Source organism: Gemmatimonadales bacterium, assembly GCA_036500345.1.
Lineage (GTDB): Bacteria > Gemmatimonadota > Gemmatimonadetes > Gemmatimonadales > GWC2-71-9 > Palsa-1233.
Genome location: DASYCE010000026.1, coordinates 169,038 through 195,437, shown reverse-complemented (window position 1 = coordinate 195,437; position 26,400 = coordinate 169,038). Strand labels below are relative to the sequence as shown.

The 26,400-nt window shown below is 64.8% G+C and carries 21 protein-coding genes; 19 read left to right on the top strand and 2 right to left on the bottom strand.

All coding sequences use genetic code 11. From position 1 onward, the window contains the following. Window positions 1-15: 15 nt before the first annotated feature. The 12 genes from VGM20_12110 (at window position 16) to VGM20_12055 (ending at window position 13,992) form a co-directional block, all read left to right on the top strand. Entirely contained in the window at window positions 16-867 is an 852-nt protein-coding gene (locus tag VGM20_12110; protein HEY4101607.1) for a CDP-archaeol synthase, read from the top strand. Continuing rightward, on the top strand, window positions 864-2,003 hold the full coding sequence (gene dxr / locus VGM20_12105) for a 1-deoxy-D-xylulose-5-phosphate reductoisomerase (protein ID HEY4101606.1): 1,140 nt from the start codon (window positions 864-866) through the stop codon (window positions 2,001-2,003). Before VGM20_12110 ends, dxr begins: the two co-directional genes overlap by 4 nt. After that, window positions 2,000-3,376, top strand: a complete 1,377-nt coding sequence (rseP, locus tag VGM20_12100; GenBank protein ID HEY4101605.1) for an RIP metalloprotease RseP — start codon at window positions 2,000-2,002, stop codon at window positions 3,374-3,376. Before dxr ends, rseP begins: the two co-directional genes overlap by 4 nt. A 140-nt stretch (window positions 3,377-3,516) precedes the next feature. Continuing rightward, window positions 3,517-3,774, top strand: a complete 258-nt coding sequence (gene rpsO / locus VGM20_12095; protein HEY4101604.1) for a 30S ribosomal protein S15 — start codon at window positions 3,517-3,519, stop codon at window positions 3,772-3,774. Window positions 3,775-3,862: 88 nt separating this feature from the next. Further along, entirely contained in the window at window positions 3,863-5,944 is a 2,082-nt protein-coding gene (gene pnp, locus VGM20_12090; protein ID HEY4101603.1) for a polyribonucleotide nucleotidyltransferase, read from the top strand. Continuing rightward, window positions 5,941-7,209, top strand: a complete 1,269-nt coding sequence (locus VGM20_12085) for a pitrilysin family protein (protein ID HEY4101602.1) — start codon at window positions 5,941-5,943, stop codon at window positions 7,207-7,209. The genes pnp and VGM20_12085 overlap by 4 nt, the downstream gene beginning before the upstream one ends. A gap of 43 nt (window positions 7,210-7,252) precedes the next feature. Further along, window positions 7,253-8,365 (top strand): alanine dehydrogenase, encoded by a 1,113-nt coding sequence (gene ald / locus VGM20_12080; protein ID HEY4101601.1) that lies wholly within the window; start codon window positions 7,253-7,255, stop codon window positions 8,363-8,365. Between the two features lie 28 nt (window positions 8,366-8,393). Continuing rightward, window positions 8,394-8,840: a dUTP diphosphatase gene (gene dut, locus VGM20_12075; protein ID HEY4101600.1), complete on the top strand. Its 447-nt coding sequence runs from the start codon at window positions 8,394-8,396 to the stop codon at window positions 8,838-8,840. 186 nt (window positions 8,841-9,026) lie between these two features. Then, the gene (locus tag VGM20_12070; protein ID HEY4101599.1) at window positions 9,027-9,605 is read left to right on the top strand and encodes a DUF305 domain-containing protein; all 579 of its coding nucleotides are present in this window, start codon (window positions 9,027-9,029) and stop codon (window positions 9,603-9,605) included. Window positions 9,606-9,611: 6 nt separating this feature from the next. Beyond that, entirely contained in the window at window positions 9,612-11,705 is a 2,094-nt protein-coding gene (locus tag VGM20_12065) for a hypothetical protein (GenBank protein HEY4101598.1), read from the top strand. Between the two features lie 68 nt (window positions 11,706-11,773). After that, a complete protein-coding gene (locus VGM20_12060) occupies window positions 11,774-12,373 on the top strand; it encodes a DNA-3-methyladenine glycosylase I (protein HEY4101597.1) in 600 nt (199 codons plus the stop codon). Further along, the gene (locus tag VGM20_12055; GenBank protein ID HEY4101596.1) at window positions 12,370-13,992 is read left to right on the top strand and encodes a hypothetical protein; all 1,623 of its coding nucleotides are present in this window, start codon (window positions 12,370-12,372) and stop codon (window positions 13,990-13,992) included. The genes VGM20_12060 and VGM20_12055 overlap by 4 nt, the downstream gene beginning before the upstream one ends. A gap of 9 nt (window positions 13,993-14,001) precedes the next feature. On the opposite strand, the gene VGM20_12050 is transcribed toward VGM20_12055, so the two are convergent. Next, window positions 14,002-17,133, bottom strand: coding sequence for a M14 family zinc carboxypeptidase (locus tag VGM20_12050; protein HEY4101595.1), 3,132 nt, complete (start codon window positions 17,131-17,133; stop codon window positions 14,002-14,004). A gap of 251 nt (window positions 17,134-17,384) precedes the next feature. Between VGM20_12050 and VGM20_12045 the strand changes: the two genes are divergently transcribed. The 7 genes from VGM20_12045 (at window position 17,385) to VGM20_12015 (ending at window position 25,257) form a co-directional block, all read left to right on the top strand. Then, the gene (locus VGM20_12045) at window positions 17,385-18,416 is read left to right on the top strand and encodes a rod shape-determining protein (GenBank protein HEY4101594.1); all 1,032 of its coding nucleotides are present in this window, start codon (window positions 17,385-17,387) and stop codon (window positions 18,414-18,416) included. Window positions 18,417-18,418: 2 nt separating this feature from the next. After that, on the top strand, window positions 18,419-19,336 hold the full coding sequence (gene mreC, locus VGM20_12040; GenBank protein HEY4101593.1) for a rod shape-determining protein MreC: 918 nt from the start codon (window positions 18,419-18,421) through the stop codon (window positions 19,334-19,336). Then, entirely contained in the window at window positions 19,333-19,860 is a 528-nt protein-coding gene (mreD, locus tag VGM20_12035) for a rod shape-determining protein MreD (protein ID HEY4101592.1), read from the top strand. Before mreC ends, mreD begins: the two co-directional genes overlap by 4 nt. Continuing rightward, the gene (mrdA, locus tag VGM20_12030; GenBank protein HEY4101591.1) at window positions 19,857-21,779 is read left to right on the top strand and encodes a penicillin-binding protein 2; all 1,923 of its coding nucleotides are present in this window, start codon (window positions 19,857-19,859) and stop codon (window positions 21,777-21,779) included. Before mreD ends, mrdA begins: the two co-directional genes overlap by 4 nt. Further along, entirely contained in the window at window positions 21,776-23,041 is a 1,266-nt protein-coding gene (locus VGM20_12025) for an FtsW/RodA/SpoVE family cell cycle protein (GenBank protein HEY4101590.1), read from the top strand. The genes mrdA and VGM20_12025 overlap by 4 nt, the downstream gene beginning before the upstream one ends. A gap of 108 nt (window positions 23,042-23,149) precedes the next feature. Then, window positions 23,150-24,019 carry an acetyl-CoA carboxylase, carboxyltransferase subunit beta gene (accD, locus tag VGM20_12020; GenBank protein HEY4101589.1) on the top strand — a complete coding sequence of 290 codons (870 nt, stop codon included), beginning with the start codon at window positions 23,150-23,152 and terminating at the stop codon, window positions 24,017-24,019. Continuing rightward, window positions 24,016-25,257, top strand: coding sequence for a Mur ligase family protein (locus tag VGM20_12015; protein HEY4101588.1), 1,242 nt, complete (start codon window positions 24,016-24,018; stop codon window positions 25,255-25,257). The genes accD and VGM20_12015 overlap by 4 nt, the downstream gene beginning before the upstream one ends. Window positions 25,258-25,261: 4 nt before the next feature. Here the strand turns inward: VGM20_12015 and VGM20_12010 are convergent, their stop codons facing one another. Next, window positions 25,262-26,377, bottom strand: a complete 1,116-nt coding sequence (locus VGM20_12010; protein ID HEY4101587.1) for a hypothetical protein — start codon at window positions 26,375-26,377, stop codon at window positions 25,262-25,264. Between the last annotated feature and the right edge of the window lie 23 nt (window positions 26,378-26,400).

Genomic DNA, 26,400 nt, shown 5'->3' with positions numbered 1-26,400 from the left:
CGCATGGACGCCAACATGACGCGCCGCATCGCCTTCGCAGCGATCGCCATTCCAGCGGCGGTCGCGATCATCTGGGTCGGAGGTTGGCTGCTGACCGCGTTGCTGATGGTCGCGGCAGCGCTCGGCGCCGGTGAACTCTTCCACCTCGCGGAACGCAACGGAATCAAGCCGCTCCGCGCTGTCGGGATCGTGGCGGCGGTGCTCCCCGTGCTGTTGCTGCAACTGGTGCTGCAATGGCCGATTCGATTCCAGTGGGCCTTGGCAACGCCGATGGTGATGATCGCCGCGTTCATGATCATCTTCGGCATCGCGACCTTTACGCGGGCGCCGCAGGAGCGGCCGCTCGAGGTGGTCGCCGTGACACTGTTCGGCGCGATGTACACCGGGGTCCTGCCGGCATCGGCATTCATGATTCGTCACGCGCGGTGGTCGACCGATTCATGGACCGGGACGGCAGTGCTCTTCCTGCCGATGATCGTGATCTGGATCTGCGACTCAGCGGCGATGTTCGCCGGGCGAATGATTGGTGGCGCGAAGCTCGCGCCAACGATTTCTCCCAACAAGACCTGGGCCGGTTCGATCGCAGGGTCCGTGGTCGGAACGATTGCAGGCGTGATCTACGCACTGGCGATCTTTCCGCGCCTCGCGATCGATACGCCGATCATTGCCATCGCACTCCTCGCGCTCGCCGTGACGGTCATCGGACAGATCGGCGATCTGGCGGAGTCGGTGCTCAAGCGTGAAGCAGGGGTGAAGGATTCATCGGCACTGATCCCGGGACATGGGGGCGTTCTCGATCGCCTGGATTCCCTCTACTTCGTCCTGCCGGCCGCGGCGATCGGGTACCACCTGATCGGTTTGACGTGACCTCGCCAGCTCACTCCGCCCCGCGCGGGATTGCTTTGCTCGGCAGTACCGGGTCGATCGGCGTCAGTACCCTCGCCGTAATCAGCCGGCATCGCGAAGCCTTTCACGTCTCGGCGCTCGTCGCCGGATCGAACGGTGATCGACTGGCCGAGCAATGCGCGGCGTGGAAGCCCGCGTTCGCGGGTCTGGTGCATGGCAATGGCCACGCCGGCGTTGCCACCGGCCCCGAAGCGCTGGTCGAGGCGGCGACGAGGTCCGATGTCGACATCGTGGTGAATGCCGTGGTTGGCGCTGCCGGACTCGACGCGACGCTCGCGGCCCTCCTGGCGGGGAAGCGCGTCGCGCTCGCCAACAAGGAATCGCTCGTCATGGCCGGGGCCCTGGTCAACGCGGCTGCGCGTGACGGCGGCGGGGAAGTCGTACCGATCGATTCGGAACACAGTGCGGTGCTCCAGTGTACCACCACCATGGAGCCGGCGCTGTCGCGGATCATTCTCACGGCGTCCGGCGGCCCGTTTCGCACCTGGGATCGCGATCGCGTGGCGCGCGCCACGGTGACCGAAGCGCTGCAGCACCCGACCTGGCGGATGGGGTCGAAGATCACCGTCGATTCCGCGACATTGGCCAACAAGGCGCTCGAAGTCATCGAGGCGCATCACCTCTTCGGGTTGTCGTATGACGCGGTCGAAGTGGTGGTCCATCCGCAAAGCGTGATCCACGCGCTGGTCGAGTTCACGGACGGAAGCGTCCTGGCGCAACTCGGATTTCCGTCGATGGAGGTGCCGATCCTGTACGCCCTCTCCCATCCGATGCGTCTCACCGACGATGGTGTCCGGCGATTCGATCCGGTCGCGGCGGGGCCGCTGACCTTCGAGCCGCTCCGGCATGAGTGTTTTCCGGCGTTCCGGCTCGGTATCGCCGCCGGCCGCGCCGGAGGGACGATGCCGGCGGCTTTCAACGCCGCAAACGAGGTGGCTGTGGCCGCATTTCTCGCGGGACATGTCGGCTTCGGCGACATCGCCGCCACAATCGACACCGTCCTGTCGCAGATGACGTCGGCGCCCGCGGACTCGCTCGATGCCATCCGCGCGGCCGATGCGGACGCACGTCGGATGGCGCACGAGGTACTCGCATGATCGGCAACGTGCTCTTCACCGTGGTGATTCTCGCCGTGGTGCTCGGCGTGCTCGTGCTGGTGCACGAGTTTGGCCATTATGTCGCCGCAAAGTCGTTCGGCGTGTGGGTGCATCGCTTCGCGATCGGTTTCGGCAAGCCGATTCCGGGGCTCTCGTTCCGGCAGGGCGAAACCGAGTGGGCGATCGCATGGCTTCCGCTCGGCGGATACGTCAAGATGGCCTCGCGCGAAACCGAGCCCGCGTCGTCGGTGCTCGAAGGGAGCGCGGGAACGGAAATCGTTCCGCCCGATCGCGTCTTCGAGGCGAAGCCGGTGTGGCAGCGGATGATCATCATCCTCGCCGGCGTGACGTTCAACGCGGTCTTCGCGCTGGTGATCTTCACGGGCCTCGCGTGGAAGAACGGCTCGCGCTACGACCCGACGACGACGATCGGAAGGGTGCTGGCCAGTGAACTCCCCGCAGCGGCGTCAGCGATGGCGTCGATCCCGCCGGGCACCCGCATCGTGTCGGTTGACAAGCATCCGGTCACCTCGTGGGATGACATCACCGAGCGGATCGCGGAAGGGTCCGACAACCAGGTCGATATCGCCTTCGCCGGCCGGTCCGATCTGGTCATCCCGCTGCACCGCGACGCCCTGGGTGAGCGGGCCGAGCTGGCGACCGCCATCGAGCCGACCCAATCACCGGTCATCGGCCAGGTGGGCGTCGGAACGCCGGCGCAGGCGGCTGGGCTTGCCGTCGGTGATTCGCTCATCGCGATCGATGGCGCGCCGATCCGCTCCTTCGCCGATGCGGTCGAGCGGATCGAGCCCGCGGCAGGGCGGGCGCTGCACCTCACCGTGATCCGGCACGGTGAGCAGCGCGACCTCACCATCACCCCCAAGGCAGAGCACCAGATCCCCGATGACCCGTCGTCGCCGATGGTCGGACGGATCGGCGTCGCAAGCCGGGCCCGCTATCTCACCAAGTCGCTGGGGCCGTGGGGGGCGCTCAAGGCCGGGACCCACGCATCGGTCTCGTCTGCCGGGACGATCTTCCGGACCCTCCGCGGGATCGCCGACGGTCATGTCTCGTCCAAGGAAGTGGGCGGCCCGATCCTCGTCGGTCAGATGGCCGCCCAGGAGGCTCGCCAGGGGTTCGACAACCTCCTGGCATTCATCGGGCTGATCTCGGTCAACCTCGCCATCGTGAATCTGCTGCCGATCCCGATTCTCGACGGCGGAGCATTCCTCTTCCTTCTGGTGGAGGGGGTCATCCGCCGGCCGCTGCCGACCGCTATCAGGGAGGCGTTTTCGATGGTCGGGCTCGCACTGGTGGTCCTGCTCATGGCGATCGCCTTCAAGAACGACATCTGGCGACTGTTCGGGCGCTGATTCCCGAGCTCCTCCTAGGCGACGGCGTCTGTGCCGCTGGCGCGGGCGATCTCCCCCTTGCGATTCGGGCTCGATCTTCATATTCTAGAAGGCTATCAGAGAAGACCTAAGTGTAAGCGCAGCTTGACTCAGGACATGGAATGATCGAGAAGCAGCCCGTCATCGAGAAGCACCGCCAGCATGACACCGACACCGGGTCGACCCGGGTCCAGATTGCCCTGTTGACGGCGCGGATCAACGACCTCACCGAGCACTTCCGCACCCACTCCAAGGACCACCACGGTCGGCAGGGGTTGCTGAAGATGGTCGGCACGCGGCGCCGGCTCTTGAACTATCTCAAGAGCCGCGATCTCTCGGCCTATCGGTCACTGGTCACAGAACTCGGCCTCCGGAATTGATCCGGTGCTGAAGCTGCAGGGCGTCCCACGCGAGCACTGTGGGACGCCTTTTGTGTATTGGAGTGCTCATACGCATTGAAGGAACATCGTGCAGCGCATTGAAACGCAGTTCGCGGGGCGGCCCATGGTCATCGAGACCGGCCGCCTCGCCAAGCAGGCCGCAGGGTCGGTTCTCATCCAGTTCGGAGAAACCGTTGTCCTCGCCGCCGTCACCGTCTCTCCCAACATCTCCACCCTTCCGTTCTTTCCGCTCACGGTCGAATACCGCGAGAAGCAGTACGCTGCCGGCAAGATTCCGGGCGGATGGCTGAAGCGTGAGGGACGCCCTTCCGACGGTGAAATCCTCTCCGCGCGGGTGATCGACCGGTCGATCCGGCCGCTCTTCCCGGAAGGGTTCAAGAACGAGGTCCAGGTCTTCGTGACCGTGATCTCCGCCGACCAGGAGAACGACGCCGATGTCCTCGGTGTCTTCGCCGCGTCGGCGGCACTGTCCCTCTCCGAAGTGCCGTGGAGCGGTCCGATTGCCGCGGTGCGAGTGGGACGGATCGAGGACAAATGGGTGCTCAACCCGACCTTCCAGCAGCTCGAATTCTCGTCACTCGACATGATCGTCAGCGGCTCGGCCGACTCGATCCTGATGGTCGAAGGCGGCGCGCTCGAGATTTCGGAAGCGCAGGTCGTCGAGGCGCTGCAGGTGGCGCAGCACGGCATTCGCGAGCTGGTGAAGCACACCACCGATCTGGTGGCGAAGAATGCCCAGCCGAAGATGCAATGGGCGCCGGTCGCGAAGGACGAAGCGCTCGTCAAGCGCGTGCGCGCACTTGCCGAGAAGTCGATGGCGAAGGCGATGAACGCCAAGGACAAGGCTGGGCGCAGCGAGGGACTCGCGACGGTCCGCAAGGACGTGGTCGCCGGGCTCGCCGAGGAATTCCCGGATCGTGCCAAGGAGATCGCGGGTGAACTCGAGGATGTCGAGTACCGGGTGATGCGCGAGCAGATCCTCACCAAGGGTGAGCGCGTTGACGGACGCGACGGCGACACGATTCGTCCGATCACCGTCGAAGCCCACGTCCTGCCGAGGCCGCACGGGTCAGCGCTCTTCACCCGGGGCGAAACCCAGGCGCTCGTGGTCACGACGCTCGGTACCGCCGACGACGAGCAGAAGCTCGACGGCATCAACGTCGCCGGGCTGCACACCAAGTCGTTCATGCTCCACTACAACTTCCCGCCGTACTCCACCGGCGAAGTGAAGCCGATGCGCGGCACGTCGCGGCGCGAAATCGGGCACGGTGCACTCGCCGAGCGCGCGCTGCAGCCGTTGCTGCCGCACTTCGAGGATTTCCCGTACACGATCCGCCTCGTCTCCGAGGTGCTCGAGTCGAACGGCTCGTCGTCGATGGCGACCGTCTGCGGCGGATCGCTGGCGCTGATGGATGCCGGCGTGCCGATCAAGTCGGCGTGCGCGGGTGTGGCGATGGGGTTGATCAAGGAAGGCGACCGGATCGCGATCCTCACCGACATCCTCGGCACCGAGGATCATCTCGGCGACATGGACTTCAAGGTCGCAGGGACCGAGAGCGGGATCACCTCGATCCAGATGGATATCAAGATCGAAGGGATGTCGCTCGACATCATGCGCGACGCGCTGGAGAAGGCGCGCAAGGGTCGCCTCCACATCCTCGGCGAGATGAACAAGGTTCTCCCGACGCACCGCGCCGAGATGTCGCCGTGGGCGCCGCGAATCATCACGATCCAGATCAAGCCGGACAAGATCGGCGACGTGATCGGACCGAAGGGGAAGACCATTCGCGGGATCCAGGACGCGTCGGGTGCCAAGGTCAACATCGACGACACCGGTCTGGTGACCATCGCGGCAGTGGGCGCCGAAGCCGGAAGCAAGGCACGCGAGATGGTGATGGCGATCGTCGCCGAGCCGATCGTGGGTACGGTCTACGAAGGTCCGGTCAAGAGCATCACCGCGTTTGGCGCGTTCATCGAGATCATGCCGGGCGTGGAAGGGCTGCTGCACATCTCGGAACTCGACCACAAGCGGGTCGAGAAGACCGAGGATGTCGTGAAGAAGGGCGATATCGTGCAGGTCAAGCTGCTCGAGGTCGACGAGCGCGGCCGGATGCGGTTGTCCCGGAAAGCGCTGATTCCCAAGCCGTGAGCGATCGTTCGCAGGGGCGCACCGTCCAGCTTGACGACGCGCTTTTTCGGACCGATTGCCGCAATGGCCTCGTCGTGGTGACCGAACGCCTTCCGGGCGTCCGGTCTGCCGCGGCGGGGATCTGGGTTCGCACCGCAAGCGGCCACGAGCCGCGCGCGCGCATGGGTGTTTCTCACCTCCTCGAACATCTCGTCTTCAAGGGCACCGAACGGCGGACGGCGCGCGAGATTGCGCTGTCGCTCGAATCGCGCGGCGGTTCGCTCGATGCGTTCACCTCGCGCGATCACACCGGGTTCCAGGCGCACGTGCTCGATGCCGACCTGCCGCTCGCCGTCGATGTCCTCACCGACCTGGTGCGCCGCCCGCTGCTGCGCGACGCCGATCTCGTGCTCGAACGCAATGTCGTCCTCGAGGAATTGAACGGTGTGCTCGACACGCCGGACGATCTGGTCGGCGAGCTCTGGAATGAAGTGCTCTGGCCGGATCACCCGTACGGCTACTCGATTCTCGGCACCCCGGAAACGGTGAACGACATCGGCGTCGGCGACCTGCGCGACGTCCACCAGCATGGCTACTATCCGGGAAACGCAGTGATCTCCGTGGCCGGACGTATTGAACATGAGCAGGTACTCGACCTCCTCGAAGGCGAAGGGTGGATGGCGGGCGAACCGCGCGCTCCGCGGGCGGGAGTGCTCCCTGCCACCGCGAGCCGCGGCGTCACCAGGCGCGAAGAGCGTGACCTGCAACAGGTGCACGCCATCGTCGGGACCGATACCGTCGACGCCGCCGACGATCGCCGCTGGGGGCTCGCGCTGCTGACGGCGGTGATCGGCGGCGGGATGTCGAGCCGCCTCTTTCAGCGGGTCCGCGAAGAACTCGGCCTCTGTTACGCGATTCACGCCTGGCACGCGTCGTATCGCGCCGCTGGCGTCTTCGGCATCTATGTCGGCACACAACCATCGACGGCCGATCAGGCGCTCACCGTCATTGCCGACGAGCTCGCCACTGTCTCGCGCGACGGGATCCCGGCGGATGAGCTGCGTGATGCCAAGGGCCAGCTCAAGGGCAGCGTGATGCTGGCGCTGGAAAGCACGGTGAGCCGGATGAACCGTCTTGCCGTGCACGTCCTGAACGACGAGCGGTACCGTTCGATCGACGAGGTGCTCCGCCTCGTCGACGGCGTGACTCTGGAGGAAACCTCGGCGCTTGCCGCGCACTTCCTCCCCCCGGAGCGCATGACGACCGTCCGGCTCGGGCCGGCTTGACCTGCATCCCCAGGTGCGCCGCTGGCGCAGAAGCGAGTTGACGATGCTGATCGGAGTTCCCAAGGAGATCAAGACCAACGAGAACCGCGTCGGTCTCGTTCCCGCCGGCGTCGAAGCGCTGGTTCGCGAAGGTCATCAGGTGCTGGTCGAAACCGGCGCCGGGCTCGGCAGTGGATTTGCCGACGATGCCTACGCCGCGGCGGGCGCCACGATCTCACCGAGCGCCGATGATACCTGGGCGCGCGCCGAGATGATCATCAAGGTCAAGGAGCCGATCAGCGTCGAGTGGCCGCGGATGAAAAAGGGGCAGGTGATGTACACCTACTTCCATTTCGCCGCCGATGAACCGCTCACGCGCGCAGTGATGAAGTCGGGAGCGATCGCGGTCGCATACGAGACGGTGCAGCTGCCCGGCGGCCAGCTGCCGTTGCTCACGCCAATGTCCGAGGTCGCCGGTCGTCTCGCGGTGCAGGAAGGCGCCAAGTACAACGAGAAGCTCTTCGGTGGCCGCGGCGTGCTGCTGGGCGGCGTGCCAGGTGTTCCGCCCGCGAAGGTGGTCATCATCGGCGGCGGCGTGGTCGGAATCAATTCGGCCAAGATGGCCGCCGGGCTCGGCGCCAACGTCACCATCCTCGACACGTCGCTCGACCGGTTGCGCTATCTCAACGAGGTACTCCCGGCGAACGTGAACACCGTCTTCTCCAACCGTCACACCATCCTCGAGGCGATCCGCGATGCCGACCTGCTGATCGGTGCGGTGCTGATTCCGGGGAAGAAGGCGCCGCATCTCGTCACGCGCGCCGATCTCGGCATCATGCAGAAGGGCGCCGTGATCGTCGACGTTGCGGTCGATCAGGGCGGCTGCGTCGAGACGATCAAGCCGACGACGCACGAGGACCCGACCTACTTCGTCGACGGGATCCTTCACTACGCCGTGGCGAACATGCCCGGCGCCGTGCCGCGCACCTCGACGCTCGCGCTCACCAACGCCACGCTGCCGTACGCGATCCAGCTGGCGCGGCACGGGTGGAAGGAAGCGTGCAAGCGCGACGGCGCCCTCAAGCTGGGTCTCAACGTGGTCGACGGAAAAATCGTCTACGGCGGTGTTGCCGAAGCGTTCGGGCTGCCCTCGACCAATGTCGACACGGTCCTGTAGTCCTTCGCTGTGCCCGGTATGACACGGCGTGACTGACACGCTCACCGTCCTCATCACCCGGCTCCCTCACGGCGCCGGGTTGCCGCTCCCGGCACGCGCCACGGCTGGTGCCGCCGGCATGGACATCGTGTCGGCCGTCGACGTCACCATCGAGGCGGGGGCGCGAGAGCTCGTGCCGACCGGGTTCGCCGTTGCCGTTCCGCACGGATACGAGCTGCAACTCCGTCCGCGATCGGGATTGGCGCTCAAGCACGGCATCTCGCTTCCCAACTCGCCCGCCACGGTCGATAGCGACTATCGCGGCGAGATTCGCGTCATCCTGATCAATCACGGTGATGCGGCGTTCGAGATCCGTCGGGGTGAACGGATCGCGCAGCTGCTGGTGCAACGCGTGGAACCGGTGGTCTTTCACGAGGTCAGCGAATTGCCGGCGACCGATCGGGGCGGCGGCGGATTCGGAAGCACTGGGCGGTAGGAAAGCTGCTTCAGACGCCCTGATGGTGAGTGGTGGTCGCTCGGGCCAGTAGCGCGCGCCGTCCCTTCTGTTTACGATACAGTTCTGCGTTCACCTCGCCGCGAGGAGCACGTTCCGACGATGCGGGAGTCCCCGCCACGAAGTCGCCATCTCTGGCCAGCTATCGCGATAGTTGCATCGTGCATCGTGACTCATCCTGCCGCAGCACAAGCCCACGACTACACCGCAGCCGACGTCCAGTTCATGCAGGGAATGATCTACCATCACGCGCAGGCCGTGGCGATGGCCGGTTGGGCCAACACCCACGGCGCCAGCCAGCAGGTCGCGCTTTTCTGCAAGAAGGTGGCGCTGACCCAGGAGAGCGAGATCAAGCTCATGCAGGGATGGCTCCTGGAGCGCCACCTCGACGCCCCCGATCCTCTTGGCTACCTCCATCACGATACCGCATCGACGTCGATGGCAGGGATGAACATGCCGGGGATGAGCAAAGGCGCCATGGACATGAGCATGCACATGATGCCCGGGATGCTCACCCCCGATCAGATGGCCCTCCTCGATGCGTCGCGGGGCGCCACCTTCGACCAGCTCTTCCTGACCTTCATGATCCAGCACCACGAGGGCGCGCTCGGCATGGTGCAGTCGCTCTTCGACGCCGACGCCGGCCAGCAAGCCGATATCTTCGCCTTTGCCAATACTGTGCAGGCCGATCAGTCGGCCGAGATTCGCGTCATGCAGGGAATGTTGTCCGCCTACACCAAGGAGTAGCATCGCATGCAGTCGATCCGTTCTGGCGCTCTTCACGGGCTCCGCATCCTCGGCGCATCGGCGTTGGCTGTGGCCGCGTCGGTCGCCACACTCTCGGCGCAGGGCAGGGCGAGTCGCGACGGGCGCAATGGCGTTCCCGAAGCGCGCGATTCGATGGCCGCGTCCCTCACTGACCCGCGCGTCGGTCTGCACTCGGGATTCGATGACGCAGGTACGGCGCAGAAGAACATGCGACTGGTTGGGCATCACGCCAAGCCGGACGTCTTCGATCACGCCGGCGGCCTGACCTACGCGAACTCCGATCTCGCGTTCAAGGGGAACTACGTCATCCAGGGGAATTTCTCCGGCTTCCAGATCTGGGACGTGTCGAACCCCTCGGAGCCCTTCATCAAGACGGCGTACTATTGCCCCACCTCGCAGGGCGATCCGTCGGTCTGGGGCAACCTGCTCTTCATTTCGTCCGAGAGCACCGGCGACCGGAAGGATTGCAAGGCCGGTGGCGTGCAGAGCGGCGCCGACCGGATGATCGGCGTCCGTATCTTCGACATCTCCGATATTGCGCACCCGAAGGTCGTCGCCAACGTGCAGAACTGCCGCGGCTCGCACACACACACGCTGGTACAGGATCCCAACGACAAGAACAATCTCTACGTGTATATCTCCGGCACCTCCGGGGTTCGTGATTCAAACGAGATGGCCGGATGCATCGACCGCGGCGACTCGACCAACTCGGCACGTTTCCGCATCGAGATCATCAAGGTGCCATTGGCACACCCCGAGGATGCGAAGGTCGTCGCGGGCGCACGGATCTTCGAAGGATTGCGGAGCAACGGTCCGGCGCACGGCAATCCGCCGGGCGACACCGCGGCGGCGCGGGGCCGGGGTGGGCGGGGCGGTGGGCGCGGCGCGCCGACCGACCGAATCAATCTTGCCCAGCTTCCGCCGGCAATGGTGACGCCGGTGATCGACAGCATCGAGAAGGCGCGCGGTGGCACCGGTGCACCGACGGCGGCTGACTCACAGGCAGCGATGCAGGCGATCGTGACACGCTTTACCGCGGGGGCTGCCGGTCGCGGCGGCCGGGGTGGCGCGCCGCGCGATCCGAATGCCGGTCCGAATCAGTGCCACGACATCACGGTCTATCCGTCGGCCGGGCTCGCTGGTGGCGCCTGTGCCGGTCTCGGCCTGCTGCTCGACATCAAGAACCCGCTCAATCCGACCCGCCTCGACTTTGTCGGCGACACCAACTTCTCCTTCTGGCATTCGGCGACATTCAGCAACGACGCCAAGAAGGTGGTCTTCACCGATGAGTGGGGCGGCGGTACCGGTGCGCGTTGCCGCGCGATCGATCCGCTCAACTGGGGCAGCGACGCGGTCTTCACCATCAACAACGGCAAGCTGACCCGCCACGCCTATTTCAAGATGCCGGCTGCGCAGACCGAAGCGGAAAACTGCGTCGCTCACAACGGCTCGCTGTTGCCCGTGCCCGGTCGCGACATCATGGTGCAGGGGTGGTATCAGGGCGGCGTCGACGTCTTCGACTTCAGCAATCCCGATCATGTGCAGGAGATTGCCTACTTCGATCGCGGTCCGATTCCGAATCACCCGGAGAAGGCCGACTCGCAGTCGACCGGGATCGTGATCGGCGGGTTCTGGTGCGGCTACTGGTACAACGGCCACATTTATGCCTCGGAAATCGCCCGCGGGATCGACATCTTCGATCTGACGCCGAGCGAGTTCCTCTCCCAGAACGAGATCGATGCGGCCAAGCTGATCCATATGGACCAGTTCAACCCGCAGGACCAGCCGAAGCTTGTCTGGCCGGCGGCGTTCCCCGTCGTCAAGTCGTACCTCGACCAGCTCGACCGCGACAACGGCCTCCCCCAGGCGCGACGTGAAGCGCTCTGGAAGGAAATCGACGCGGCAGAGAAGGCGCACGGCGCCGCCCGCGCGAGCGAGCTCAACAAGATTGCCACGCAGCTCGACGGCGACGCCAAGTCGGCGACCGATGGACAGCGGGTGCAGTGGATGGCCCAGGCTGCCCGCGATCTCGCCCGTGCCTCGGCGGGTGGAGCGAAGGACGCCAAGAGCGGTATCTGATCGGTTACCATAGTGAGCGCGCGTGCCCGCGGATTCCGTGGGCACGCGCGTTCATTTAAGGAGGAGCGATGCCGCGACCGACTGACACACCGCGCTGCACCTGGGCGCGCAAGGAACTCGATATCGCGTACCACGATCGGGAGTGGGGCGTTCCCGTGCATGACGACACGCGGTTCTTCGAGTTTCTTACCCTCGAGGGCGCACAGGCCGGCCTGAGCTGGTCAACGATCCTCGCCAAGCGCGACAACTACCGTGAGGCGTTCAGCGAGTGGGACGTGGCGAAGGTTGCCCGCTACACGCCGGCGAGAGTCGAACGGCTGATGCAGAATCCCGGGATCGTCCGCAACCGGCTCAAGATCGAAAGCACCGTCTCGAATGCCCGTGCCTTCCTCGTCGTGCAGCGCGAGTTCGCATCGTTCGACCGGTACATCTGGCAGTTCGTCGATGGTGCGCCGCGTCAGGAGCGGCGGCGTGGTCACGGCGACGTCCCCGCGAGCACCCCGCAATCGGATGCGATGAGCAAGGATCTCAAGCGGCGGGGATTCCGTTTTGTCGGCACGACGATCTGCTACGCCTTCATGCAGGCGACAGGGCTGGTCAACGATCACCTGGTCAGCTGTTTCAGGTATCGGGAGCTGGGTGTGGGGGGGCGGGCCGCAAGTCGATGAGTCGTCGCGTCGGTCGACTGCTCCAGCAATTGCGGGCCGCATGGGGCGTGCGCCGTGCTCCTCCGACGATTCGGCGCCGCGACGACGCGCTCCACGCCATGTCGTGTCGGCGCGATCCAGCCCGCGCCCGCATATCCGCGGAGACCGCGCGCGACCTCCTCCTCGACGAAATACTCGATGCTATCGACAACTCACTTACCACGCTCGGCCGTCAAGCCCTCTATGCCCGATTGCGGTCGTTGCCGGATGCAGCCGAGCGCGACGAACTCGAACGTGCGATCGCTAACTTCGCAACGTCGGCCGAGGAGCGCGAGAAGCTCCAGCTTCTCCTCATGCGCCTCGGCGATCGGAGCGATCTCTGGGACCTGACCGACCCCGATGCTGTTCCTGCGCCGAGCTGGATGGCGTGGCTGCCGGTGCTATCCATCGCGCTGGTCGGCTCTGCGGTCATGGTCCCGTTCTGGCCGCGGGCGTTCCTGGTTCTCGTGCCACTTGTCTTTGCGGGAATCTGGATTCGGCACAGGCTGTTCACCCGGACCGCACACGTCATCGCGCCGCTCCGGGCGCTCGGCGGCATCCTCGATGTCGCCCGGGAGCTCAGCGGCCAAGCTGGCCTCGCCTCCCCAAGACGAGGTGAGCGGATCGCGCAAGCGCTCGGCGTGCTGCTGCCACTCCGCGCGCCGTTGTTGCTTGTGGGACTCCAGGGGACCGGGAACGAGCTCCTCGATGGATTATGGGAATACCTCAACATCGTCCTTCTCCTCGATGCCAACGCGATGGTGCGGGTCTCGCGCGCACTGCGCCATCACCGCGATGCGCTCTTCGAGGTGCTGGCGTTTGTCGGAGACACAGATGTGGCGCAAAGCATCGCTTCACTCCGCGCACGACCGGAACAATGGTCGTGCCCGACAATCACGGCAGAGCCCGGTTACGTCGTGACCGACGCCTGGCATCCGCTTCTCCCCGACGCCATTCGCAATTCGATCACGATCGGCCAGCCGGCCGGCGTGCTGATCACCGGCTCCAACATGTCCGGCAAATCGACCTGGCTTCGAACGTTTGGCACGGTTGTGCTGCTCGCTCGCACCGTCAACACAGTGCCGGCGACTGGCTACCGCGGGCCGGCATCGATCGTCTGCAGCGGGATGCGCTCGGACGATGATCTGGAATCCGGAAAGAGCTCGTACTTGAGTCAGGCCGAACGTGTGGTGGCGATGATCAAGGAGAGCGGGGAACTTGAGCCGCGGATGTTTCTGCTTGATGAAGTGTTTCGCGGCACCAATACCAATGAGCGGATTGCCGCGGCCGAAGGAGTGCTCCGCGAGCTGCTGCGCTCTCGGGATGGTCAACCCTCGCCGCACGTCGTGATTGCGGCAACCCACGACGGTGAGCTCGTCGATCTCCTGGCGGGTCTCTACCTGCCGTACCACTTCACCGATGCAGTCGTCGACGGACAGCTGGTCTTTCATCATCGACTCACACCTGGCCCGGCGCAATCGCGGAGCGCACTCCTCCTCCTCGAACTCCTTGGCGCGCCGCCGGAAATGATGGAAGCGGCACGGCATCGTGCCGATCTGCTCGATCAGGTACGGACGACAGGGCTGTACCTGACCGAGTGAGGCCGGCTGCTACGGCACTGGCTTGGCCGCGACCTCGTCATCCCAGTTCATCACGGCGTTGAAGACCATGTTGAATTCGCCGTGGTTCTGCCAGCGATAGATCGGGTTGTTGGTGAAGAGCACCACGCGGCCGTGGCCGTTGTACGCCCCGGGGACGTCGACCGCAAATGCCCGCCCCTTGAGCGCATCGGCGCCGACCATCAATCCCGACAACACGGACGCGTCGCCGCCCTCGTAGCGCGCCAGCACGTTGCCTTCGTCTGCCGTGCCGACCCGCAAGGATGGTCCCCCAACGTACTTGATCGGGATCATGGTCTTGTCGTAGCCGTAGAAGATCGGCGACTTGTGATTGACGATCTCGCCCGTGACGATCGGATTCTGTGACGTGAGCCCCGGGACATTGCTGGTGTCGGTGGTCCGCGCCCACCCGAAGTCGATCGGAAAGTGCACCGCCTGGCCGATCGCGACCAGCGTCCCTCCCTGATCGAGGAACTGCTGGAAGGCATCGACGCCCGGCTGGCCGAATCCGCCACTCATGTCATGTGTCGACCCGTACATCCCGAGGAACTGATACTTGTCGCTTTTCTCGTAAGGTTGCGGGCGCGCGGCGGCCTTCTGCATTACCGCTTGCTTGTTGATGTTCTGGTCGGCCATCACGATGACATCGTAGTCCTTCTTGAGGTCGCCTTTCGCCACCCGCTCCTTGAAGATCAGGTCGTACGGAATGTGATAGTTGTCGAACGTCAGGCGATACCAGCCGAGATCCTGGGTGCTGTTCCACTGGGAGTAGATCGCGACGCGCGGCACGTTGGCGTCATGCATCGGCACCGTTGGCATCGCATCGAGGTTGGCCGCGGTGAGGCCGAGGGAGTCGATGGCGGCGCGGATCGCAGCGGCATCGGTCGCATCGGCAATGACGAAGGACCCGGCCGGCATCGTGACGTTGTTCACGCTGAACGACTCCTCGGCGATCTTCATCGGAACGTTCTTCAGCCGGTACCGCAACGCGATCATGTTGTTCGATCCGTAGTCAGCGACCGCAATCGCCACCGTGCCGTTGCCGCGCACCGTCCCGGTGACCTTGGCCCACGTGACCGGCGTGACGGGAGCCCCGAGAATCGACGAATCGGCCACGGGCACGACGTCGACCAGCATCTCCAGTCCCATCGACCAGCCGCTGTCGTCGTACGTGGTGAGTCTCGGATCGGGGAAGACCTGCTTTTCCAGGAGATTCTTGACGAGCCGCCCGTACGGCTGGTTCCGCTTGATGACGTACGATCCGGCGGCATACGTGGAGTCGCCAACCTTCACCGGCTCGGTTGCCACGCCGACCTCAACGCCCTGGATGCGCAGCACGTTCACCAGCTGCGCGGCGCGCGTCATGTCTGGGCGAGCGGGAATGACATACGCCGCCGGGCCGTGCGTGCGCCAGTCGTCGATCGAATTCTTCGACTTGATGTAGAAGTTCTGCACCACGACGTTCGGGAACGCTGCGGTCAGCTGGAGCGCAGACAGGACTCCGGTTTCCATGTAGTTGGTGTTGTCGCGGCGGCTGAAGTTGGCGATTGCGTCGGGTGGAATCGGGAGCCCGCGATACCACTCGCGATCCTGTGAGCCGCCCTTCCCACTCGGCGGCGCGGATTCCCGACCGCCGAACGTTCCACCTGTGCCAGCGGCTGGACCACCACGCCCACCGCCCGCCACGCCGCGACCGGCCGGCGTCGCGATGTTGGTTTCTTCGAGGCCGTTGGCCGAGGCTCCGGTTGTGGGCGTGCCTCCGCGTCCTCCGCGTCCTCCGCGTTCACCTCTGCCGCCTGCCGCTCCCGCCGCTGCACTGTCCCGGCGAACACTACTGTCGCTGCGAGCGACCGTCGTCGTGCTGTCCCGCCGCGCGGCGGGACGCTCGACGTCCCGTCCCGACTGCGTTTCGTACATCTTCATCATGCCATTGTGGTTGTACGCGATCGAGCCGAGATACCCTGGCGACCAGCCGTCCATGAAGGCGAAGTCGTAGACGCCGGGCATCCCCCATTTGGTCATCTGTGCCATCTCGAAGTTGGCGTACCACGGCAACTCGGAGAAGAGAATCGGATCGAGGTTGGGATTCTGCGGCGGACCGCCGCTGTAGTCGTACATCAGCGATTCGGATTCATGCAGGTCGTGCATGATCGGCGGATGCGCAGTGAAGTACCAGTCGGCGATGTCGCGCATCTGGATCAGCGACAGGTTGATATCCCGGTTGTTGTCGTGGAAGACGTACTTCCCCCAGTAGGGGAGTGCGCCGGCGCCGCCACCGCGGCCACCGCCTGGTGCTCCACCTCTTCCGCCGGCGCCGCCGCCGCGGCCACCGCGTTGAGCGCTGTCGCCCGGCGCGTTCGCAGCACGGCCCGCTCGCGCCGCGCTGTCGGCAGCCATCTGCGCCGTCACATCGAGCCCGTGGTAGAACCAGTCGACGTTGCGGTCGCGGCCGTCGGCATCCGCGGCCGGCGTAACCGACACATACACGTTGTTGCGGATCTGGGTGATCAGCGGCGACGTCTCGGTCGCGAGGCGGTAGACGAGCTCCATCAGCATCTCCGACGGGCCGGTTTCGCCGCTGTGGAGGCCGCCGAAGAGGTGGTATTGCGGCTTGGTCCCGGCGATCAACTGCTGGATCTGTTCATCGGTCAGTCCGCGCGGATCAGCGAGCTTGCCGAGGTTGGTGCGGTTCTGTTGCAGGTGCTTCATGTTCTCGTCCGACGACACCCAGATGACCACGAGCTCGCGCCCTTCATCTGAGGTGCCGATCGTCTCGACCTTGACCCGCGGCGTCGCCTTGGCGAGCGCCCGGTAGTACTTCAGCATATCGGCGTAATAGGTGAGCTTCTTCGGTGCCCCGACGTCATAGCCCAGGACGTCTCGCGGGGAGGGGATTCCCTTGACCGTGGGGAGATGGTCCACGAGCGGCGACCCGTACTTCGCATCCCCAGTCCACTCCCGATACTTCGCCGCGAACTCGGCGTCCTGCGCCTGGTGAGAATCGCGGGTTTCGGTGGCCATCTGCTGGGCCACGAGGTGGGCAGGGAATGCAGTCAGGAGGCCCAGGACGACCACGACAACGGCGCTCCGGGCACGCCAGAGCATTGACGCGACAGCGTTCACAGTCAGCAATCCAGGTTGGGAGTAATCGGAGGGAATATATCAGTCCGAACGCTCGCGACAGGCCGACGCGGGGATAGAATCAGGTGGATCGGTTCGACATCACGGGAATCCTGTTTAGATGAGCATCTGCTCATGGAGGTATGTGAGCGAACGCTCACAACGTCGCCCAACCTCGCGCACCACAATGCGTTGCCTTGCTACCCTTCGACCCCACCTTTAGCTTCGCAATTGACTCCTCGCGGACGCCTCACATGAACTTGTTCAAGTTCGGTACCTTCCTCCCTGCCAACGAAATCGCGGTCGATCTCGGCACCGCGAACACGCTCATATATGTCAAAGGCGAAGGGATCGTCCTCAACGAGCCATCGGTCGTCGCAATCGAAAAGGCGACGGGCCGGATCAAGGGGATCGGTCTCGAGGCGAAGCGGATGCTCGGGAGAACTCCCGAGGGGATCACCGCAGTCCGTCCACTCAAGGACGGCGTGATCGCCGACTTCGATGTCACCGAAAAAATGTTGCGTTACTTCCTGAAGACGATCATCGACAAACATTTCTTCCGCGTCAAGCCGAAAGTGATTGTCGCCGTCCCATCGGGGATCACCGAAGTCGAACGCCGCGCGGTGCGCGATTCGGCGGAAACGGCCGGTGCGAAACAGGTCCTGATGGTTGCCGAACCGATGGCTGCGGCGATCGGTGTCGGGTTGCCGGTCGAAACACCCACCGGCAACATGGTGATCGACATCGGCGGCGGCACCACGGAAATCGCGGTGATCGCGCTGTCAGGGATCGTCTCCGATACATCGATCCGCATCGGCGGCGACGAGCTCGACCAGGCGATCGTGCTCTTCATGCGCAAGAACTACAATCTCCTCGTCGGCGAACCGACGGCCGAGGCGATCAAGATCAAGATCGGATCAGCGTACGCGGCGGCTGAAGAGCGCGACATGGAAGTGAAGGGGCGCGATCTGGTCTCGGGGATTCCGAAGACGGTGCGGGTGCATTCCGTGGAGATCCGCGAAGCGGTGCAGGAGCCGATCGCGGCAGTGGTCGACGCCGTGCGGCGCGCCCTCGAAATCACGCCTCCCGAGCTTGCAGCCGATATCGTTGATCGCGGGATCGTGATGACCGGCGGCGGCGCGCTGATCCGCGGCCTCGACCAGCTCCTGTCGCACGAAACCGGGTTGCCGATTCACGTGGACGACGATCCGCTCACCTGCGTGGTTCGCGGGACCGGACGTATTCTCGACGACTTCGAGAAATACCGCAGCGTGCTGACCACCTGACGATGCGCGGGTCGGAGAGGGGCGACTCCGCTCGCACCGACATCGTTCTCTTCGCGGCATGCACCGCGGTCGCCATTCTCGCCCTCGCCCTCCCGCGCCCGTGGTCGTTGCGACTTGCCGGGACCATCCGCAAGAGCGTCCTCCGCCCGATCGTGGCACTCCAGGACCGCGCCGCGCAGGATCGCGCCGCACGCTTCGATCTCACGGCGATTCGCCGCGACCGCGATCTCCTCGCCATCCGGGTGCAGCAGCACGCGGCGACCGATCGCGAGAACGCCAATCTTCGCGCACTCCTCGGCGTCCGGGCCCGGATGATCCAGGCGGTTGTTCCAGCCACCGTGCTGCACCAGCCGACCATCACCGATTCGCACATGTTGTTGCTCGACGTGGGCACGTTGAATGGCGTTGCCAACTTCAATCCGGTCGTGTCGGCATACGGCCTTCTTGGCGCCGTGATCAACGCCGGTCCGCATTCGAGTTCGGCGATGACCTGGGCGCATCCCGATTTCGCGGTGTCGGCGGTCACGGAAGACGGCAAGGTGATGGGCTTCGTCCGGCCGGCGCCGCTTGCGGGTGGCAACGGAACGGTGCTCGAGCTGCACGGCGTGGCCATTCGAGATACCATCAAGCCCGGCACGATCGTGCTGACCGCGGGCGCCGGTGGCACGTATCCGCACGGCATTCCGATCGGAAGAGTCACGTCGGGGCGCCGGGACGAAAACGGGTACGACGCCGTCTATCGGATCATGCCGTTCGCCAATCCCGGTGACGCCAGCGACGTGATTGTCCTGATCTCGCCGCACGATTCGATCTACCTCCCCAAACCTGCGCCCGCTCCGCCGCCGCCCGCCGCCACTGCGCATGATTCCGCGGCCGTTCACGCGGCGGCGCCACCACCGCCCGGACCGCCCCACCAATGAGCGGCCGTCCGTTCGACCGCCGCCGCCGTCGTTCGCGGCGCAGCGACCGGTGGCGCGTCGTGTTCGTGCTGGTGCTACTGATGTTCCTCGAGTTCTACCTCAGGCCATCGCTCTTCGAGAGTCATGCCGCGCCGGACTTCCTGCTGCTCGTCCTGCTGCTCCTTGCGATCCGGGAGCGCCCCGGCGCCGGCGCATTCACCGGTTTCATCATCGGGCTGGTGATCGACGCATTGACACCCGCGCGCTTCGGTGCGGGAATCCTGGCGCATGTGCTGGTGGGCTGGGGAGCGGCGTGGGGAAGGGGGCTCTTCTTCGCGGATAATCTCCTGGTGAATGCCGCACTCTTCTTTGTCGGGACCTGGGTCCGTGACCTCCTTGTCCTCCTTTTCAGCGGGACGCCGCTGCATGCGCTCCCGTCCGAACTGCTGGTCTGGGCGCCGCTGCAGGCGCTCACCACGGCGATCGCAGGCGTAATCGTCGTCGCGGTCTTCCGCGACTGGCTGGCGATCAGGATTGACGGATGAGTCCCTTTGCGTCGTGGCAGGTCGCCCGCCGCGCTGTGGCGGCGCAGTGGCTGCTGGTGCTGATCTTCGGCGTCCTCCTGTCGGCGTTCTTCAAGGCACAGGTTGTCGAGCACGACCGCTACCGCACCGAGTCCGCGCAGACGCATCTGCGGCAGATTCCGCTGGCCGCGCCGCGCGGTGCCATCCTCGACCGCGACGGCCGCACCATTGCCGATAATTTCCCTGGCTACTCGATCGAGCTGCTCGCCAACACCGAAGATTCACTGCGCGCCGTGCTCGCGCGCCTCGATGGCCTGATCCCCAACGACACCATCGACGTCGAAACGGTGGTGCGCCGCTGGAAGGAAGCGAAATACCAGCCTGCGCTCGTCTACGCCTCGGGGCGCACCGACGTCGTCGCACGACTTGAAGAACATCGCGCCGAACTCAGCGGACTCGTCATTCAGCGCGAACCGCGGCGTCGCTATCCCGACAGCGACGCGGTGGCGCATCTGGTCGGTTATGTCGGTGAAGTCTCCCCGACCGATCTCGAGAACAGCACCTTCCCCGGGGCGCAGCCCGGGGAGATCGTCGGCAAGCAGGGGCTCGAACTCGAATACGATTCGATCCTTCGCGGTCGCCGGGGGGTCCGGTTCGTCGAGGTCACACCGACGGGGCAACCGGTGCGAGAGCAGGCCGAGGCGGGGTCGATTCCGCCGGTCGGCGGGAACGCGATCCGCACCACGATCGACCTCGACCTGCAGCAATTCATCGATTCGATGTGGCGTGCCGATCTTCCCGGAAAGCGCGGCGCGATGGTCGCGATGACGCCCGACGGCCAGGTGCTCGCGTACTACTCGATGCCGTCATTCAACCCGAATGACTTCATCGGGCGGATCGATCCGACGATCTGGAGCGGCCTGCAGCAGGATCCCAATCGGCCGCTCTACAACCGGGTGATCCAGGCGACCTATCCGCCGGGTTCGCCGTTCAAGCTGGCGATGGCGGCACTCGCGCTGCGTCGCGGCTACACTCTGGACAGCAAGATGCGCGATCCGTGCACCGGCGGATATCGGTTCGGGAATCGGATCTACCATTGCTGGTATCCCAAGGGTCACGGCTACCTGACGCTGCGCCAGGCGATCGCGGCGTCGTGCGATGTCTACTTCTACCAGCTCGGCCAGTTGCTCGGTGCCGACTCGATCCTGGCGGGGGCGTACGACCTCGGCTTCGGCCAGCGCAGCGATATCGATATCGGCGGCGAGGCAAAGCCCTTTCTCCGCAAGGCGGTGAAGGACTACGTCACGTCGCGCGGGACATCGCTATGGGGGAACGGCGAGACACTCAATCTTTCGATCGGACAGGGTGCGCACACCGAGACGCTGATCAACATGGTGTCGTTCTTCGCGGCACTTGCGAGCGATGGAATGAAGCGCGCGCCGCGTCTGCTGCAGAACCGTCCGGTCAAGGTCGTTCGCGACCTGCACATTCCCGAAAAGAATCTCCAGGATCTTCGGCTCGCGATGGTCGACGTGGTGAACAGCGGTGGTACGGCGTCGGCCGATCTTGCCGGAATAGCGGACCTCCAGCAATTCCATATCGGGGGAAAGACCGGTTCGGCGCAGGTGACGGGCCAGAAGGACATGGGATGGTTCATCGCCTTCGCGCCGGCGGAATCACCGAAGATCGTGGTGGGAATCGCCGTTGAAGAGGGGATCCATGGCGCACTCGTCGCGAAGTATCCGGTCCGCGCCATCATCCATTTTCTCACCGGCCGCACGGTCAAGGCCGACGTCACCAATGTGACCGAGGATCTCAACCACAGCATCGACGCCGATTCGTCGACGCCCGCGCCGCCGCAGATCCCGCCCGGTCTGCCTCCGGCTGGAGCACATCCGCCGTCGAAGCCGATCTCGCACCCGGGGCGTTCCGGCCGATGAATCGCGGGATCGACAAGAAGCTCCTCCTCGTCGTCACGCTGCTGTCGCTCTTCGGACTCGCGGTCATCTACTCGGCGGGGCAGACTGATCTCATCGTCAGTACCCATCGCGCGTGGTTCCGTCAGGAGCGGTGGCTCTGGGTGGTGCAATTCGTATGGCTGATGATTGCGCTGGTCGGCGCGACGCTCGCGTATCGCACGTCGTTCCGGATTCTCGAATGGGCGACGCCGTGGCTTTATGGTGCGTCGCTCGCGATGCTGGCGGTGACGCTGGTGATCGGTTCGGGGAAGGGATCGGCATCCGGGAGCAAGAGCTGGATTTCGCTCGGGGGGATCGGAATCCAGCCGGTCGAGATCGCCAAGCTGGCGACGATTCTGATGCTGGCGCGCTGGTTCGCCTCGCGTCGCGAACCACCGACCACGCTCCGCGGACTGCTCCAGCCGGTGATCCTCGCGGGAGTTCCAGCCCTTCTGGTGCTCAAGCAGCCCGACCTCGGCAGCGCCATCGTCTTTGTCGCGATTCTCTTCGGGATGCTCTTCTGGGCCGACGTCCCGGTGTCGCTCCTGGTGCTCCTCGCTTCTCCGATCGTGTCGCTCCTCCTCGCCTGGAGCACCGGTCTCTGGAGCGCGTGGATGATCGTCCTCTTCGCGCTCCTCCTCTGGTGGAGGCCGTTCGTGATGGAGGCGATCTTCGTCTATGTGACCAACTCGGCAATGGGCGTCCTCGCCTTCGTCGTCTGGAAACACATGAAGGACTACCAGAAACTCCGGATTCTCTCGTTTCTCGATCCGGAGGGTGCGGCGTACCGGCATAAGGCAGGGTACCAGGCGGTCGAGTCCCATGTCGCGATCGGATCCGGTGGCTGGCTCGGCACCGGCTTCACACTCGGGCCGCAGAAGCGGTCGGGATTCATTCCGTTCCACTCGACCGATTTCGTCTTCGCCGTGGTGGGTGAGGAGCTCGGCTTCCTCGGTGTCGCGTTGGCCCTGGCGCTTTTCCTGGCACTTCTGCTCCTGATGGTTCGGATCGCTCGCCAGGCGAGTGACCCGTTCGCGTCGCTGGTGGTCTTCGGGGTCGCGGCAGTGATCCTCACCCACATCTTCGAAAACGTGGGAATGACGATCTCGCTCATGCCGATCACCGGGATCCCGTTGCCGTTCTTCTCCTATGGGGGATCGTTCCTGGTGGCGATGTTCCTGGGCCTTGGACTCGCCTTCCGGGCTTCGGAAGAGGGTAGGGCTGCAAGCTATCTTGAGTCTTGATAACGACTTAGCTGTCAAGCCCTTGCGCGCAGCTGTTTCTTGCCGCACGTTCAGTGCAACTACCATGAGCACCAGAAGGCCCTCGCAACCCAAGGTCGTATGGCTGTGATGGCGTGGTTCAAGAAAGAGCGCAAGCCGCGAACCGCTCCCCGTGAGCGCCTCGAGATTCCCGCTGATGCGTGGGAAAAGTGCGAGTCGTGCGGGCATATCGATATTCGGGAGAAGTTCCAGAAGTCGCTCAACGTCTGCCCTGAATGCGGTACGCATAAGCGGTTCAGCGCCGAGGAATACGTCGAGCTGCTGACCGACGAGGGGAGCTGGAAGGAACTCAACGCCGACCTCAAGTCGGGCGACCCGCTCAATTTCGAGCATTATGCTGACCGGCTCGTTGCCTCGCGCAAGAAGGCCGGTGAGTCCGACGCGATCTACACCGGCTTGGCAAGGCTCGATACGCAGCCGCTTCATCTTGGCGTGATGAACTTCCGGTTCATGGGCGGGTCGATGGGATCGGTGGTGGGGGAGAAGATTGCGCGTCTGGCGCGTCGCTCCGCCGACAAGAGGATTCCGATGGTGGTGGTCTGCACCTCGGGTGGAGCGCGAATGCAGGAGGGCGCCCTCTCGCTGATGCAGATGGCCAAGACCTCTGCGGCGATCTCGCTGATGAAGCAGGCGGCGGTGCCGTACATCACGATCCTGACCGATCCGACGACCGGTGGCGTTTCGGCATCGTTCGCGATGCAGGGTGATGTGATCCTGGCGGAGCCGGGAGCCGTGATCGGCTTTGCGGGGCAGCGCGTGATCAAGCAGACGATCGGGCAGGACCTCCCCGAAGGGTTCCAGACCGCTGAATTCCTCCTCGAAAAAGGGCAGGTCGATGACGTGGTGCCGCGCGCTTCGCTGCGCGAGACGACGTCGCGGCTGCTCCGCCACATGCGCGGCCGGAAGGTGAAGCAGGCGACCCCAGACGCGGCGGCGTGAGCCCGATCGGTTACTCAGCCGCCCTCGACTACCTCTTTCCCCGCACCACCCAGATCAAGTTCGGACTCGACACGACGCGAGCATTGCTCGCGTCGATCGGTGAGCCGCAGCAATTCTTTCCCTCAATCCACATCGCCGGCACCAACGGGAAGGGGAGTGTCTCGACGCTGGTGGCGGAGGCACTCCGGGCGCACGGACTTCGCGTCGGGCTCTATACCTCACCCCACCTGATCTCGTTTCGCGAGCGGATCACGGTCGACGGCGTCGCGATCACCGAAGACGCCGTCGCCGCCTGGACCGAGACGCTTCGCCCGGCGATCGAGGAACACCAGGCAACGTTTTTCGAAGCAACGACGGCGATCGCCTTCGCCCATTTCTCCGCGCGCGAGGTCGACATCGCAGTGATCGAAGTGGGCCTCGGCGGAAGGCTCGACAGCACCAACGTGATCGCGCCGCTGGTGAGCGTGGTCACCCACATCGCGCTCGATCACCAGAAATATCTCGGCGACACGGTCGAGCTGATTGCCGCAGAGAAGGCCGGCATCGCCAAGCCAGGAGTGCCATTCGTGATCGGTGAGGGTGATCCATGGCTCGCGGATGTCGTCCGTGAGGCCGGCGAAGCGCGAATCGCGAGCGAATCCGCGGTCGGAGCGTATCTGCCGATCGTCGTTCCGCCCGATGCGCGGTGGCGTGGCAAGCTCGGACTCATCGGCCCGCACCAGATCCGCAACGCCGCGGTCGCGAGCGCCGTGCTCGACGCGCTCCCGGCACCGCTTCATCCGTCAGACGATGCGATCGCAGCGGCCTTTGCCCGCGCCCGGATCGCCGGACGATTCGATCGGCGTGGGAAGTGGATCTTCGACGTCGCGCACAACCCCGACAGCATGCGCGCGCTGATGGCAACGCTGCACGAGACGCGACCCGCCCGCCCGATTCACGCGCTGGTATCGATCCTCGGCGACAAGGAATGGCCGGAGATGCTGGTCGAACTTGATCAGGCGATCGACGTCGGCATTCTCACCGTGGCGCCCAGCGCCGACACCCGGAAGTGGGATCTCGGATGGCTCGAGCGCTGGCTGGCAGATCCGGCACGTCCGGCGGCGCGCGCCGAGTGGCATCTGGTGCCGGAGTTCGACGCCGCACTGGAGCGGGTGCAGCGCGGGGCGTCAACGGTGCTCGTCACCGGGTCGTTCCACACCGTTGGTGATGTGATGGAAGCGCTGGGGATGGAGGTGTGAGACTCTACGGCGTCGGAAACACGTCCTTGTAGAGGTACAGATCGGACCACTCCAGATGGTGGCTTGAAGCAATGTGCCCCGCTGCGCCGCCGATCTGGGCCACGACATCACGCGAAATCGGCGACAGAATCGGCGTCGCGATGAGCCCGGCCGCGGCTACCACATGGATAGTCCCATCGGTGAGCGACACCTCCATCAGCTGACTGCCGGCGGCTACCAGACAGACGTCGCTACGGCAAGCCAGTCCGAGCAACGTGGCGTGCCCGGGGAGTATTGTCGCGACCGAATCGACCGGCCCGCCGCTGAGGGCGACCTCGAACAATCGGCCATCCGCTCCCCGGATGAAGGCGATCGACGCACCGTCGTCAACGACGGAGTATCCGGTGGCACTGTCAGTTCCGACAACCGGTTCAAGCGTTGCTCCCGAACCGGCGAGCGTACCCTTGATGACAATGCCGTTCGCACCAAACAGTGAGTCAATGCACGCAAACCGTCCGGAGCACGGAGATGGATAACTCTGCGAGGTGAACTGTTGACCGAGCGCCAGGAACGAGTTCGGCCCGGTCCACGCGATGTCACTGAGCCAGGTCACGACAGTGTGTCCAACGGTGACCGGCAGCGTGAGAAGCGTTGAGCGAACGTACGGAGTTGCTGTGTCGGTGAGCTGGAGCCGAATCGCGACCGGGAACGACGCAAAGGCGCCGGGTGGACTGACGGCCTCCACGAGGAGAAGCCTGCCGGTGCTGTCTAGCGCAAAGGCCGTGTAACTCGAGAGGGTGTCGGCACGAACCGCGCGATTGTCGCAGAGTTGCCAGAGCCTTGTCCCTCCGTCAGGAGGGAGCAGGCCGAGGCATCGATGCGCCGGGTTCTGTTGGTCGACAAAGGCATACAGCACGCCACGACCGTCCTGCGTCCATGCTGGCCAGTAGTCCTGGTCAGGATTGACCGTGAGCCGCGTCGGGGCGCCGGAATTGAGCGGTGTCGTTGTGCTGATCGGAGGACTGACGATTGCGTCCGTGTGGCAGGCGAGGAGGCCGAGGACCGACGCAGTCCAGATGCTGCTGAGGATTCGGATCCGGTACTCCGGTCGATGCCATGGTGTGAGAAGCTCACCAAGCATCCGCCGCCACCGGAGAATTGTCA